Annotated in this window: 13 protein-coding genes; 7 read left to right on the top strand and 6 right to left on the bottom strand. The window is 70.5% G+C overall.

Features of this window, described 5'->3' with window-relative positions:
- Window positions 1-3: 3 nt before the first annotated feature.
- Window positions 4-672 (bottom strand): O-methyltransferase, encoded by a 669-nt coding sequence (locus tag AC5Y5E_RS20745; protein ID WP_499904634.1) that lies wholly within the window; start codon window positions 670-672, stop codon window positions 4-6.
- Between the two features lie 201 nt (window positions 673-873).
- Between AC5Y5E_RS20745 and sigE the strand changes: the two genes are divergently transcribed.
- The 4 genes from sigE to tatB all read left to right on the top strand — a co-directional run bounded on the left by sigE (window position 874) and on the right by tatB (window position 4,182).
- Window positions 874-1,656: an RNA polymerase sigma factor SigE gene (sigE, locus tag AC5Y5E_RS20740; protein ID WP_499905027.1), complete on the top strand. Its 783-nt coding sequence runs from the start codon at window positions 874-876 to the stop codon at window positions 1,654-1,656.
- 144 nt (window positions 1,657-1,800) lie between these two features.
- Window positions 1,801-2,175 carry an anti-sigma E factor RseA gene (gene rseA, locus AC5Y5E_RS20735; RefSeq protein WP_499904633.1) on the top strand — a complete coding sequence of 125 codons (375 nt, stop codon included), beginning with the start codon at window positions 1,801-1,803 and terminating at the stop codon, window positions 2,173-2,175.
- 109 nt (window positions 2,176-2,284) lie between these two features.
- Complete coding sequence (gene htrA / locus AC5Y5E_RS20730) at window positions 2,285-3,799, top strand: serine protease HtrA (protein ID WP_499904631.1); 1,515 nt, start codon at window positions 2,285-2,287, stop codon at window positions 3,797-3,799.
- A 2-nt stretch (window positions 3,800-3,801) separates the two neighbouring features.
- Window positions 3,802-4,182 (top strand): Sec-independent protein translocase protein TatB, encoded by a 381-nt coding sequence (gene tatB, locus AC5Y5E_RS20725; RefSeq protein ID WP_499882593.1) that lies wholly within the window; start codon window positions 3,802-3,804, stop codon window positions 4,180-4,182.
- A 79-nt stretch (window positions 4,183-4,261) separates the two neighbouring features.
- On the opposite strand, the gene AC5Y5E_RS20720 is transcribed toward tatB, so the two are convergent.
- The 5 genes from AC5Y5E_RS20720 to AC5Y5E_RS20700 all read right to left on the bottom strand — a co-directional run bounded on the left by AC5Y5E_RS20720 (window position 4,262) and on the right by AC5Y5E_RS20700 (window position 9,234).
- Window positions 4,262-5,395: an Mrp/NBP35 family ATP-binding protein gene (locus tag AC5Y5E_RS20720; RefSeq protein WP_499904630.1), complete on the bottom strand. Its 1,134-nt coding sequence runs from the start codon at window positions 5,393-5,395 to the stop codon at window positions 4,262-4,264.
- Window positions 5,396-5,429: 34 nt separating this feature from the next.
- A complete protein-coding gene (locus AC5Y5E_RS20715; RefSeq protein WP_499904629.1) occupies window positions 5,430-6,686 on the bottom strand; it encodes a lytic transglycosylase domain-containing protein in 1,257 nt (418 codons plus the stop codon).
- A gap of 100 nt (window positions 6,687-6,786) precedes the next feature.
- Window positions 6,787-7,329: a DUF1003 domain-containing protein gene (locus tag AC5Y5E_RS20710; RefSeq protein WP_499904627.1), complete on the bottom strand. Its 543-nt coding sequence runs from the start codon at window positions 7,327-7,329 to the stop codon at window positions 6,787-6,789.
- A complete protein-coding gene (locus AC5Y5E_RS20705) occupies window positions 7,326-8,636 on the bottom strand; it encodes a magnesium transporter MgtE N-terminal domain-containing protein (RefSeq protein ID WP_499904625.1) in 1,311 nt (436 codons plus the stop codon). The genes AC5Y5E_RS20710 and AC5Y5E_RS20705 overlap by 4 nt, the downstream gene beginning before the upstream one ends.
- Before the next feature lie 67 nt (window positions 8,637-8,703).
- Entirely contained in the window at window positions 8,704-9,234 is a 531-nt protein-coding gene (locus AC5Y5E_RS20700; RefSeq protein WP_499904623.1) for a DUF4190 domain-containing protein, read from the bottom strand.
- Window positions 9,235-9,300: 66 nt separating this feature from the next.
- On the opposite strand from AC5Y5E_RS20700, the gene AC5Y5E_RS20695 reads away from it, so the two are divergent.
- Genes AC5Y5E_RS20695 through AC5Y5E_RS20685 form a run of 3 tightly spaced genes read left to right on the top strand, consistent with a single transcriptional unit; the run spans window position 9,301 to window position 12,117 of the window.
- Complete coding sequence (locus AC5Y5E_RS20695) at window positions 9,301-9,828, top strand: YflT domain-containing protein (protein WP_499904622.1); 528 nt, start codon at window positions 9,301-9,303, stop codon at window positions 9,826-9,828.
- Window positions 9,829-9,832: 4 nt separating this feature from the next.
- Window positions 9,833-11,233: an extracellular solute-binding protein gene (locus tag AC5Y5E_RS20690; protein WP_499904621.1), complete on the top strand. Its 1,401-nt coding sequence runs from the start codon at window positions 9,833-9,835 to the stop codon at window positions 11,231-11,233.
- A complete protein-coding gene (locus AC5Y5E_RS20685) occupies window positions 11,230-12,117 on the top strand; it encodes a carbohydrate ABC transporter permease (RefSeq protein WP_499904619.1) in 888 nt (295 codons plus the stop codon). The genes AC5Y5E_RS20690 and AC5Y5E_RS20685 overlap by 4 nt, the downstream gene beginning before the upstream one ends.
- The last annotated feature ends 4 nt before the right edge of the window (window positions 12,118-12,121 follow it).

The following is a 12,121-nucleotide window of genomic DNA, read 5'->3' as shown; positions in this document are numbered from 1 at the left end:
GAACTAGTCGCGGACGGCGGCCAGCAGCCCGTCGCCGAGCGGCACCAGGGCGGGGGTGAGCCGTTCGTCCTCGGCGATCAGCCGGGCCGCCTCGCGCACCGCGGTCACCTCCGCGTCGCGGGCCGCGGGATCGCCCGCCCGGCCGCCCAGCGCCGCGCGGTGCACCACGATGACGCCGCCGGACCGCAGCAGCCGCACGCCCTCGACGACATAGTCCGGCTGGTCGATCGGGTCGGCATCGATGAACACCAGGTCATAAGACTGGTCGGCGAGCCGGGTGAGCACCTCCTGGGCGCGGCCGCCGATCAGCCGGGTGCGCGACGGTCCGACGCCGGCGTCGGAGAACGCCTGCTTGGCGATCCGCAGGTACTCGGGCTCGATGTCGATCGTGGTCAGCACGCCGTCGTCGCTCATGCCCGACAAAAGCCAGAGCCCGCTGACGCCGGCGCCGGTGCCCACCTCCGCGACGGCCTTGCCGCCGCTGAGCTTGGTCAGCAGGCTCAACAGCGCCCCGACCGCGGGCGTCACCGCCGCGGCGCCGATCTCCTCGGCGCGTTCGCGGGCGGCCGCCAGGAGCGCGTCCTCGGATATCGACGCCTCGGCGTGCGCGACCAGCGATTCGGCTCGACTCGGGGCCGCCGGGGCGGGGGTTTTTTCGTCGGTGCCGTCCATGCCCGCAGCGTATTCCAATTCGCCGCGCACTCGGGCAGGCGCGCCTTAGCCGGACCGCCCCGACACGCCCGGAGCCCGGGGCGCGACGCAGCTCACTGTCCGACGGATTCGCCCTGCTCAACGCTTGTAACGATATGGTTTCTCAGCCAAACCTCAGATTGCTCCTATGCCCCGCATACGCCGATGGGTGACGGTATGCATATGGAACGCGGGGTGCGGGGGACCGGGAATACAAATCGCCGGAATGGGAATACACGCTGGGAACTCCGCGTTGACGCGGTCGATGAGCTGTCGGACTTCGACGGCAGGCCAATTCTGGAGGATCCAATCACCACAGCGCTTTTGAGCCCGACCACCATGTCGCACGCCCAGGACTGCCGGGACGACGAATGGGTGGAGCCGACGGACGCGTTGCAGGGCACCGCGGTGTTCGACGCGACCGGGGACAAGGCGACCATGCCGTCGTGGGACGAGCTGGTGCGCCAGCACGCTGACCGCGTGTACCGGCTGGCCTACCGGCTCTCCGGCAACCAGCAGGACGCCGAGGACCTGACCCAGGAGACCTTCATCCGGGTTTTCCGCTCGGTGCAGAACTACCAGCCCGGAACCTTCGAGGGCTGGCTGCACCGGATCACCACCAACCTGTTCCTCGACATGGTGCGCCGGCGCGCTCGCATCCGCATGGAGGCGCTGCCCGAGGATTACGACCGGGTGCCCGCGGACGAACCCAACCCCGAGCAGATCTATCACGACTCGCGGCTCGGGCCCGACCTGCAGGCCGCGCTGGATTCGCTGCTGCCGGAATTTCGCGCCGCGGTCGTGCTGTGTGACATCGAGGGTCTGTCCTACGAGGAGATCGGCGCCACGCTGGGCGTAAAGCTCGGCACCGTGCGCAGCCGCATCCACCGCGGGCGCCAGGCGCTGCGCGACTACCTGGCCGCGCACCCGCAACACGGCGACGCGGCCCAGGCCAAGTCGGCTTAGCGGCCCGCACTTCCAGATCGCAGTGAATTTGGCTGCGAATCGTGGGGTTTTGCGGGCCGTACAGGGGGTGTCGGGGGCCCGGCCGCGCTACATTCGAATTATGCGCGCCTTAGATTTCTTAGAGGTCCTTGAAGGGATGCGGTGATGGTCGACCGCGGAGAGGTGTTCCGCCGCGCGTTCTCCTGGCTTCCCGCACAGTTCGCCTCCCAGAGCGACGAGCCCGTCGGCGCCCCGCGCCGGTTCCGTTCCACCGAGCACCTGTCCATCGAGGCGATCGCGGCGTTCGTCGACGGCGAGCTGCGGATGAATGCGCACCTGCGGGCCGCGCACCACCTCTCCCTGTGCCCGGAATGCGCGGCCGAAGTCGAGGATCAGAGCCGGGCGCGGGCCGCGCTGCGGGACTCGCACCCGATCCGCATCCCCAGCAACCTGCTCGGGCTGCTGTCCGAGATCCCGCACTATCCGTCCGACGACGACACATCCGAGCGTGATACGCGCGACCAGCGCAAGCGCCGATAGTCACCGCACCCGTGGATACTAGGGTGGACAAGCACAGTGCCGCCGCGCCGCAGCGCGCCTCGTAAGCGGCCTGTCTCGAGCGCTCGAGAAGAGAATCCAAAGGGGTAACGTGACCTCCGACGGCAACGACACCGGAAACGCGGACAGCAGGGGCGGTAACCGCCTGGCGCCGCGTCCCATCTCACGGCCCCCGGTCGACCCCGCATCGCGTCAGTTGTTCAGCCGTCCCGCCGGGCAGCAGGGTTCCTTCGTCGCCGATCGCGTGCGCCCGTCGAAGTACCGCGACGAGGGCGAATTCGCGCCCCACGAGCAACCGGCCGACCCCGTCCTCGAGGAGGCCTTCAGCAAGCCGGTCGGCACCATGGACACGCTGCAGCGGCACCCGATCGATGCCGGCGCGCTGGCGGCCGAGCAGGACGGCGCCGAGCCGGAGGGCGCCGAGGACCCCTGGCGCGACCCCGCCGCCGGGGCCGCCCTGGGAACTCCGGCCGTGGCGCCGGCACCGCCGCCGGGCGTGCCGGGTTACACCGGCAAGCTCGGGGTGCGCGACGTGTTGTTCGGGCGCAAGGTGTCCTACCTGGCGCTGGCCGTCCTGCTGTTGATCGCGTTGGTGGTCGGCGTGATCGGCGGCGTGATCGGGCGCAAGACGGCCGAGGTCGTCGAGGCGTTCACCACCTCGAAGGTGAGCCTGGCGACCAACGGCAACGGCGAGTCGCCGGCGGGCCGGTTCGCCAAGGTGGCCGCCGCGACCGCCAATTCCGTGGTCACCATCGAGTCGAAGAGCGACCAGGAGGGCATGCAAGGCTCCGGCGTCGTCATCGACGGCCGCGGCTACATCGTGACCAACAACCACGTGATCTCCGAGGCCGCGAACAACCCGAGCCAGTTCAAGACGACCGTGGTGTTCAACGACGGCAAGGAAGTCCCCGCCAACCTGGTGGGACGCGATCCGAAGACCGACCTGGCCGTGCTCAAGGTCGACAACGTCGACAACCTGACCGTGGCCCGGCTCGGCGACTCCGACAAGGTGCGGGTCGGAGACGAGGTGATCGCCGCCGGTGCGCCGCTGGGGCTGCGCAGCACCGTGACCCACGGCATCATCAGCGCCCTGCACCGCCCCGTCCCGCTGTCGGGCGAGGGCTCGGACACCGACACCGTCATCGATGCGCTGCAGACCGACGCCTCGATCAACCACGGCAACTCCGGCGGCCCGCTGATCGACATGGACTCCCAGGTGATCGGCATCGACACCGCGGGCAAGTCGCTGTCGGACAGCGCCAGCGGGCTGGGCTTCGCGATCCCGATCAATGAGGCCAAGCAGGTCGCGCAGACGCTGATCAAGGACGGCAAGATCGTGCACCCGACGCTCGGGGTCAGCACCCGCTCGGTGAGCAACGCGATCGCCTCCGGCGCGCAGGTCGCCAACGTCAAGGCGGGCAGCCCCGCGCAAAAGGGCGGGATTCTGGAGAACGACGTGATCGTCAAGGTTGGCAACCGCAAGGTCGCCGACGCCGACGAGTTCGTCGTCGCTGTCCGGCAGCTGACCATCGGGCAGGACTCCCCGGTGGAGGTGGTCCGCGACGGCCGGCACGTCACGCTGACGGTGAAACCGGACCCGGATTAGCGATGTTCTCCAACCTCAGCTGGGAACACATCCTGGTGCTCGTCGTCGTCGGGCTGGTCATCCTCGGGCCGGAGCGCCTGCCCGGCGCCATCCGCTGGACGTCCACCGCGTTGCGGCAGGCTCGCGACTACCTCAGCGGGGTGACCAGCCAGCTACGCGAGGACATCGGGCCCGAGTTCGACGACCTGCGCGCCCCACTGTCTGAGTTGCAGAAACTGCGCGGCATGACCCCGCGCGCCGCGCTGACCAAGCACCTCCTGGATGGCGACGACTCGTTCCTGACTGGGAACTTCGACCGGCCGGTGAACGGCGCCCCGCCCGCGGCGGCGCCTGCGCCGCGGCCCGTCGAGGGCCCCGTGCCGTTCGATACCGACGCGACCTGATCCTTCGGCGCGAGCGACCGCAAATGCACGCCTACGACGGCGTGTCGGCGTACAAACACGGTCGCTCGCCGGCAGTGAGTCAGCGGCGCGTGGGGTCCAGCCCCAGCGACACGCCCGCCAGCCCGCGCTTTCGCGACGACAGGGCGTCGGCCACGCCGCGCAGTTCCTTGCCGACCGGGGAATCCGGCGCGCTCAGCACGACCGGGACGCCGGAGTCGCCGGCGGCCACCAGCGACGGGTCCAGCGGGATCTGACCCAGCAGCGGCACGTCGGCGCCGACGGCGCGGGACAACCGCTCGGCGACCTGCCGGCCGCCGCCCTCGCCGAACACCTGCATCGTGGTGCCGTCGGGCAGCGTCAGCCCGGACATGTTCTCCACGACGCCGACGATGCGCTGGCGGGTCTGCAGGGCGATGCTGCCGGCGCGCTCGGCGACCTCGGCCGCGGCCAGCTGGGGGGTGGTCACGACGAGGATCTCCGCGTTGGGGATCAGCTGGGCGACCGAGATGGCGACGTCGCCGGTGCCCGGGGGCAGGTCGAGCAGCAGGACGTCCAGGTCGCCCCAGTACACGTCGGCCAGGAACTGCTGCAACGCCCGGTGCAGCATCGGCCCGCGCCACACGACCGGGGTGTTGCCCTGCGTGAACTGGGCGATCGAGATGACCTTCACCTCGTGGGCGATGGGCGGCAGGATCATCGACTCGACCTGCGTGGGCCGGTCGGTGGTGCCCATCATCCGCGGGATGGAGTGGCCGTGGATGTCGGCGTCCAGCACGCCGACCGACAGCCCGCGGGCGGCCATCGCCGCGGCCAGATTGACCGTGACCGTGGACTTGCCGACCCCGCCCTTGCCGGAGGCGACGGCGTAGACCCGGGTCAGGGAGCTGGGCTGGGCGAAGGGGATGACGGGCTCGGCCGCGTCACCGCGTAGCTGCTTGCGCAGCTCGGTGCGCTGCTCGTCGTTCATCACGTCCAGGCTGACCTTGACCGCGCCGGTGCCGGGCACGTCGGCGACCGCGGCGGCGACCCGCTCGGTGATTTCGGTCTTCTTCGGGCAGGCGGCGGTGGTCAGGTAGATCCCCACGTGCACCGCGCCGTCGGCGTCGACGTCGACGCTCTTGACCATCCCGAGTTCGGTGATGGGACGGCGCAATTCGGGGTCGATCACCTTCCCCAGGGCGGTGCGGATGGCGGCAGCTAGATCGGTGGTCATCAACACCGAGTCTAGGCGTGCGTGGTCGGACCGGTTAGCCGGCCGGACCGGGCGCCCTGGGCGCACCGGCGGGACCCGGGCCGCCCGGACCGGCGGGCGGGGCCGCGGGCATCGGCGGCGGGGGCGGTGGCGCGAACGGCGGCTGCCCGAAGGGTGGCGGCGGCGCCGGGTTCTGGGGACCGATGCAGATCACGGTGCAGCCGGGCAGCTGCGTGGGCGCCTGCTGCGGCGCGGGCGACATCCACGGGTACATCGGCTGCTGGCCGGTGGGCGGTGTCCCGCTCAGGTCGATCAGCGGCGTCCGCGCGAAAAAGTCGTCCGACGGCAGGCCGATGACGTTCATCGGCAGGTTGGGCCCGAGGCCCTCCGGGTGGTCGTCGTGCGCGTTGCCGAGCGGCGGGGGCGGTCCGGTCATCGGCGGCAGGTCGACGGGGACCACGCCGGTGGCGTAGGCCGCGGCCCAGCCCAGCACGTTCTGCGCGTAGGCCATCGAGTTGTTGTAGCGCAGGATCGCGGACATGACCTGCGCCGGGTCGCGCAGGTTCAGCCCGCCGCTGCACAGGTAGCGGGCGGCCGCCAGGGTGGCGTCGAACAGGTTCTGCGGGTCGGCGGTTCCGTCGCCCTTGCCGTCGGCGGCGTAGCGCGCCCAGGTGCCCGGCAGGAACTGCATCGGCCCCATCGCGCGCGCGTAGGTGGGGCGGTTGCCGGTGCTGCTTTGCAGGATGACCTCGTTGCCGGGCAGCGTGCCGTCCAGCGCGGGGCCGTAGATCGGGACGACGGCGGTGCCGCGCGCATCGACGGCGCCGCCACTCGCGTGGCCGGATTCGATGCGCCCGATCCCGGCGAGCAGGTTCCAGCTGACGCCGCAGCCCGGGGCGGCGACGGCCATCTTCTGTTCGGCGCTGCGGTACGCGGCGAGCGCGACGGACGGAATGCCAAGCGCGCCGGGCGCACTCACGACCATCGGGGGAGGCGGCGCGGACGGGGCGGCCTCGGCGATGTGGAACGCCGTCGGCGCCCGGTCGATGGCGAAGACGACCGGCCCGGTGGTGTCGGGCACGGTCGGCGACACCGCGGCCACCGGAAAGATGGCGGCGTCGCGCACCGGCATGACCTGGCTGTGCACCGGCGGGGTACGCCCGGGAAGGGCGGGGGCCGCGCCGCCGACCGCTCCGGCGAAGACCAGGGGAGTGATGACGGCAACGCCGAAAGCCGGCGATTTTGTCAGGCGTGCGCGCTGCCGCTCGGCCGCGGCGTCGGGGCGTTTACCCCAGCGTGCCCCAATGCGCACTCGACGGTCCTAAGGTCGGGAAACTACCTGCTTAGCTTCGTGAACCAGATCACAATACATAACCCCCGTGACGGGAGTGGCGCAATGGGGGATTTGATAATTAGCGGGATTTCTTAGCCGTCGGCTCCCAGTCGTCACCCGCCCCCACAGCCTTCCCGTCCGCACCTTCCGGCAATAGTTCGGTCAGCATAGAACGCAGGTCCTCCAGTTCGTGGCGCAGGTATTCGCGCGTCACGACCTCGCCCACGGCCAGCCGCAGCGCCGCCAGTTCGCGGGCCAGGTACTCGGTGTCGGCCTTGGTCTGGGCGGCGCGCCGACGATCCTCTTCGAGCGCGACGCGGTCCCGATTCTCCTGGCGGTTCTGGGCGAGCAGGATCAGCGGCGCCGCGTAGGCGGCCTGCGTGGAGAAGGCGAGGTTCAGCAGGATGAACGGGTACGGGTCCCAGCGCAACGCCGCGGCGAACACGTTCACCAAGATCCACGCAATCACGATGATCGTCTGGATCAGCAGGTAGCGGCCGGTGCCGAAGAAACGCGCGACGGACTCGGTGATCTGCCCGACGGATTCGGGGTCGACGCGCGGCGAATACCGGCGCGACGTCCGGGGGGTGTAAAGCCGTCGCGGTGCCGTGGACTTGCTCACCCGGACCCTCCCAGTCGTCGTTCGATTCGGCCGGTGGTGTCCAACTGCTGCACATCCACCCGCCAGTCGTGCGGGAGTAGGTGGTCGAGCAGGTCGTCCACGGTCACCGCGCCCAACAGGTGGTTCTGGTCGTCGAGCACGGGTCCGCACACCAGGTTGTACGCGGCGAGGTAGCGGGTGACCGCGCCGAGCGGGGTCTCCGGCGTCAGCGTCAGCAGGTCGCTGTCGACGATCCCGCCGACCAGCTCGGCCGGCGCCTCGCGCAGCAGCCGCTGCAACGGGATACAGCCCAGGTAGCGCCCGGTGGGGGTGGCCGTCGGAGGGCGCGCCACGAACACCATGGACGACAGCGCCGCGGTGAGGTCGGGGTCGCGCACCCGGGCCAGCGCCTCGGCGACGGACGTGTCCGGGGTGAGCACCACCGGGTCGGAGGTCATCAGGCCGCCGGCGGTGTCGGGGGAGTGGGTCAACAGCCGGCGCACCGGTTCCGACTCGTCGGGGTCCATCCGGGTCAACAGCATCTCGGCGTCCGTCGGGTTCAGCACGCCCAGCAGGTCGGCGGCGTCGTCGGGATCCATCTCCTCGAGCACGTCTGCCGATCGGTCGGTGCCGAGCTGCGAGAGCACGTCGGCCTGGTCCAACTCGGGCAGCTCCTGCAAGACGTCGGCCAGCCGGTCGTCGTCGAGCGCCTTGAGCACCTCGTAGCGGCGCTTGGGCGGCAGCCCGCGGATCGCGTCGGCCACGTCGACCGCCTTACGCCCCTCGAACTGGCCCAGCAGCTGCGCCACCCCCTGGCCCGGCAGCGCCAGCGCCGACGGGGTCAGGCCCTGGACGTTCTGCCAGTCCACGACGTGCACGGGGCCGCGCCGGCCCAGCCGTCGCTGCGTGCGGACGGCGACGCGGCTGACCAACCAGTCGCGCGTGCGGATCTGTTCGATGCCCAGGTCGGTGATGACGACGTCGAGGCCGGCCAGCTCCGGCAGTTCGGGATCGTTGACCCTGACGACGGTGTCGAGCACCTGGCCCATGGCCAGCACCTCGCCCGGCCGCTGTTCGAAGTGGCGCAACGACACGCTGCCGGTGTTGAGTGTGACGGCGTTGGGCTCGATCGCGGCGACCCGCAGCATCGGGATGAAAATGCTGCGGCGCGTGGCCAAATCGACGACCAGTCCCAGGACCCGGGGCTGCTGGCGGACGATGCTGATGCTGATCACCACATCGCGCACGCGGCCGAAGCTTTCGCCGAGCGGACCCAACACCAGCATTCGTGGGAGCCGCGCGACGTACACCCTGTTGACCGGTCCCATGCCAGAGAGCCTATTCAGGCGCCGCGCGGATGGCAGGCGGCCACGCCCGCTTTTCCGCTGGGCCGCCCTAATGGGAACGGATGCTGAACATCGCGACGACCAAAAACACCACCAGGGTGCCCGCGCCGATCACGATGCCCGTGACTGCCAGGCCGTAGCCCTCCTGGCGGGTCTGCTTGATCTGGCTTAGCGCGACCACGCCCAGCACGATGGCCAGGATCGAGCCGATGCCACAGCAGAGGAAGCCGGTGAAAGACGAGATGAGCGAGGCGATCGCCATGCCGTTGGTCCCGGGCTGGACCCGGTAGTCCGGTGTCGCGTAGTAGCCGCCGGGATAGGACGGCGGCCCGTAGCCGGGGTATGGGGGCGGATATGCCGGGGGCCCGTAGCCGGGCGGCGGGTAGGGCGGGGCGCCGTAGCCCGGCGGCATCGGCGGGGGATAGTCGGCGGGATAGGCGGGCGGATAGCCGGGTGGGTAACCGGGCGGCGAATACGCCGGATAGTCGATCGCGGGCGGATCCCAGGGCGGCGTCCAATCGTCCCGGCCGCCGCCTTGCGGCGCGTTGGCGTCGTCGGCGGGGCCGCCGGGGGCTGACATGCTGCTCAACCTAGCAAAACGGCCTCGGGATGAGAGGATGGCCGAGGCGGAGGAGAATGAGCGGCGATGACTAGTCCTTTCCAGCCCGGACAGGTTCCCGGCGCCACGCCCACGGGCGCGGCGGCCGGCCGGCGCGGCGTGCCCTCGCTGCCGACACCGCCCAAGGGCTGGCCCGTCGGCTCCTATCCCACCTACGCCGAGGCGCAGCGCGCCGTGGACTACCTTTCCGACCAACAGTTCCCGGTGCAGCAGGTGACCATCGTCGGCGTCGACCTCATGCAGGTCGAACGCGTCACCGGTCGGCTGTCGTGGCCCAAGGTGCTGGGCGGCGGGGTGATCAGCGGGGCCTGGCTCGGTCTGTTCATCGGGTTGGTGCTCGGCTTCTTCAGCCCCAATCCCTGGGCCGCGCTGGTCACCGGCCTGGTCGCCGGGGTGTTCTTCGGTTTGATCACCTCCGCCGTCCCGTATGCAATGGCCCGTGGCACAAGGGATTTCAGCTCCACCATGCAGTTAGTGGCCGGCCGCTACGACGTGCTCTGCGATCCGCAAAACGCAGAGAAGGCGCGGGATCTGCTGGCGCGCCTGGCGATCTGAATTGGTGGTGAGTCGTCGTGGGCGCGCACGCCGACTAGGCGCAGTCGTCCTGGCGACGCTCACCATCGCGTCGCCGGCCTGCGGGGCGCCCGGCTCCGGGCTGGTGGTCAGCTTCTACACGCCGGCCACCGACGCGGCGACGTTCACCGCGGTCGCGCAGCAGTGCACCGCGCAATTAGGCTTCACGGTCCGACACGTGAGCCTGCCCAGGGGGCCCGGCGAGCAGCGGGTGCAGCTGGCCCGGCGCCTCAGCGCGCACGACCGCGGCCTGGACGTGATGGCGCTGGACGTGGTGTGGACCGCGGAGTTCGCCGAGGCCGGCTGGGCGCTGCCGCTGTCCGACGATCCCGCGGGGCAGGCCGAGACCGACGCCACCGTCGACACCCTGCCGGGTCCGCTCGCGTCGGCGCGCTGGAAGCAGCGGCTCTACGGCGCACCCGTGACGACCAACACGCAATTGCTTTGGTACCGACCGGATTTGGTGGCGGCGCCGCCGGCGACCTGGGACGCGATGGTGACCGAGGCCGCCCGGCTGCACGCCGCGGGCCAGCCCGCGTGGATCGCCGCGCAGGCCAACGAGGGCGAGGGCCTGGTCGTGTGGTTCAACACGCTGCTGGTGAGCGCCGGTGGGCAGGTGCTCTCCGAGGACGGCCGGCGGGTCACGCTGACCGACACGCCGGCGCACCGGGCGGCCACCGTCGACGCCCTGCGGGTCCTCAAGTCGGTGGCCACCGCGCCCGGGGCCGACCCGTCGGTCACCCGGACCGACGAGGGTACCGCGCGGCTGGCGGTGGAGCAGGGCAGGGCCGCGCTCGAGGTCAACTGGCCCTACGTGCTGGCGTCCCTGCTGGAGAACGCGGTCAAGGGCGGGGTGCCGTTCCTGCCGCTGAACCGCGATCCGGCGCTGGCCGGCAGCATCGACGACGTCGGCACGTTCGTGCCCACCGACGAGCAATTCCGCATCGCCTACGAGGCAAGCCGGCAGGTGTTCGGTTTCGCGCCGTATCCGCGGGTGGCGCCGGGCCGGCCGGCCAAGGTGACCATCGGCGGGCTGAACCTGGCGGTCGCCAGCACCACCCGCCACCGCGCGGAGGCGTTCGAGGCGGTGCGCTGCCTGCGCAGCCTGCAGAGCCAGAAGTACGTGTCGATCCAGGGCGGCTTGCCCGCGGTGCGGACGTCGCTGTATTCCGATCCGCAATTTCAGGCCAAGTATCCGATGTACACCGTGATCCGCCAGCAGCTCACCGACGCGGCCGTGCGCCCGGCAACGCCGGTGTACCAAGCGTTGTCACTGCGGCTGTCGGCGGCGCTGAGCCCGATCACCCGGATCGACCCGGAGCGCACGGCCGACGAACTCGCCGCGCAGGCGCAGCGGGCCATCGACGGCAAGGGGCTGCTGCCGTGACCGCAACCGATTCGGAGCGGCGGCTGGCCTTCGCGCTGGTCGCACCCGCCGCGACCCTGATGCTCACGGTGACGGCGTATCCGATCGGCTACGCGGTGTGGCTTAGCCTGCAGCGCAACAACCTTGCCACGCCGGGCGACACCGCCTTCATCGGGCTGGGCAACTACCAGACGATCCTGACCGACGGGTACTGGTGGACGGCGCTTTTGGTGACGCTGGGGATCACGGTGGTTTCGGTGTCGATCGAGTTCGTGGTGGGCCTGACGCTGGCCCTGGTGATGCACCGCACGCTGGTCGGCAAGGGCCTGGTGCGCACCGCGGTGCTGATCCCGTACGGCATCGTCACCGTCGTCGCGTCGTACAGCTGGTACTACGCCTGGACGCCGGGGACCGGCTACCTGGCAAACCTGTTGCCGCAGGGCTCCCCTCTTACCCAAGCGCCGCTGACGCAACAGATTCCGTCGCTGGGCATCGTGGTGCTCGCCGAGGTGTGGAAGACCACTCCGTTCATGGCGCTGCTGCTGCTGGCCGGGCTGGCGCTGGTGCCCGAGGACCTGTTGAAGGCCGCGCAGGTCGACGGGGCGGGCGCGTGGCGCCGGCTGACCCGGATCACCCTGCCGATCATCAAGCCGGCGATCGTGGTCGCGCTGCTGTTCCGCACACTGGACGCCTTCCGCATCTTCGACAACATCTACGTGCTGACCGACGGCGCCAACAACACCGACTCGGTGTCAATCCTGGGCTACGACAACCTGTTCAAGGGCTTCAACGTGGGCCTGGGCTCGGCGATCAGCGTGCTGATCTTCTGTTGCGTGGGCATCATCGCGCTGGTGTACATCAAGGTGTTCGGCGCGGCCGCGCCCGGTGGTGGCGATGGCCGCTAACCCG

The sequence above is a fragment of the Mycobacterium sp. NGS54 genome (genome assembly GCF_059812465.1).
The sequence above is the reverse complement of the archived record's forward strand: the minus strand, read 5'-3'. Positions and strand labels throughout refer to the sequence as shown.

Bases quoted from the DNA above. Each gene is read 5' to 3' on its own strand.
- AC5Y5E_RS20745 (WP_499904634.1), bottom strand. From the start codon at position 672: ATGGACGGCACCGACGAAAAAACCCCCGCCCCGGCGGCCCCGAGTCGA.
- sigE (WP_499905027.1), top strand. From the start codon at position 874: ATGGAACGCGGGGTGCGGGGGACCGGGAATACAAATCGCCGGAATGGG.
- rseA (WP_499904633.1), top strand. From the start codon at position 1,801: ATGGTCGACCGCGGAGAGGTGTTCCGCCGCGCGTTCTCCTGGCTTCCC.
- tatB (WP_499882593.1), top strand. From the start codon at position 3,802: ATGTTCTCCAACCTCAGCTGGGAACACATCCTGGTGCTCGTCGTCGTC.
- AC5Y5E_RS20720 (WP_499904630.1), bottom strand. From the start codon at position 5,395: ATGACCACCGATCTAGCTGCCGCCATCCGCACCGCCCTGGGGAAGGTG.
- AC5Y5E_RS20705 (WP_499904625.1), bottom strand. From the start codon at position 8,636: ATGGGACCGGTCAACAGGGTGTACGTCGCGCGGCTCCCACGAATGCTG.
- AC5Y5E_RS20700 (WP_499904623.1), bottom strand. From the start codon at position 9,234: ATGTCAGCCCCCGGCGGCCCCGCCGACGACGCCAACGCGCCGCAAGGC.
- AC5Y5E_RS20695 (WP_499904622.1), top strand. From the start codon at position 9,301: ATGACTAGTCCTTTCCAGCCCGGACAGGTTCCCGGCGCCACGCCCACG.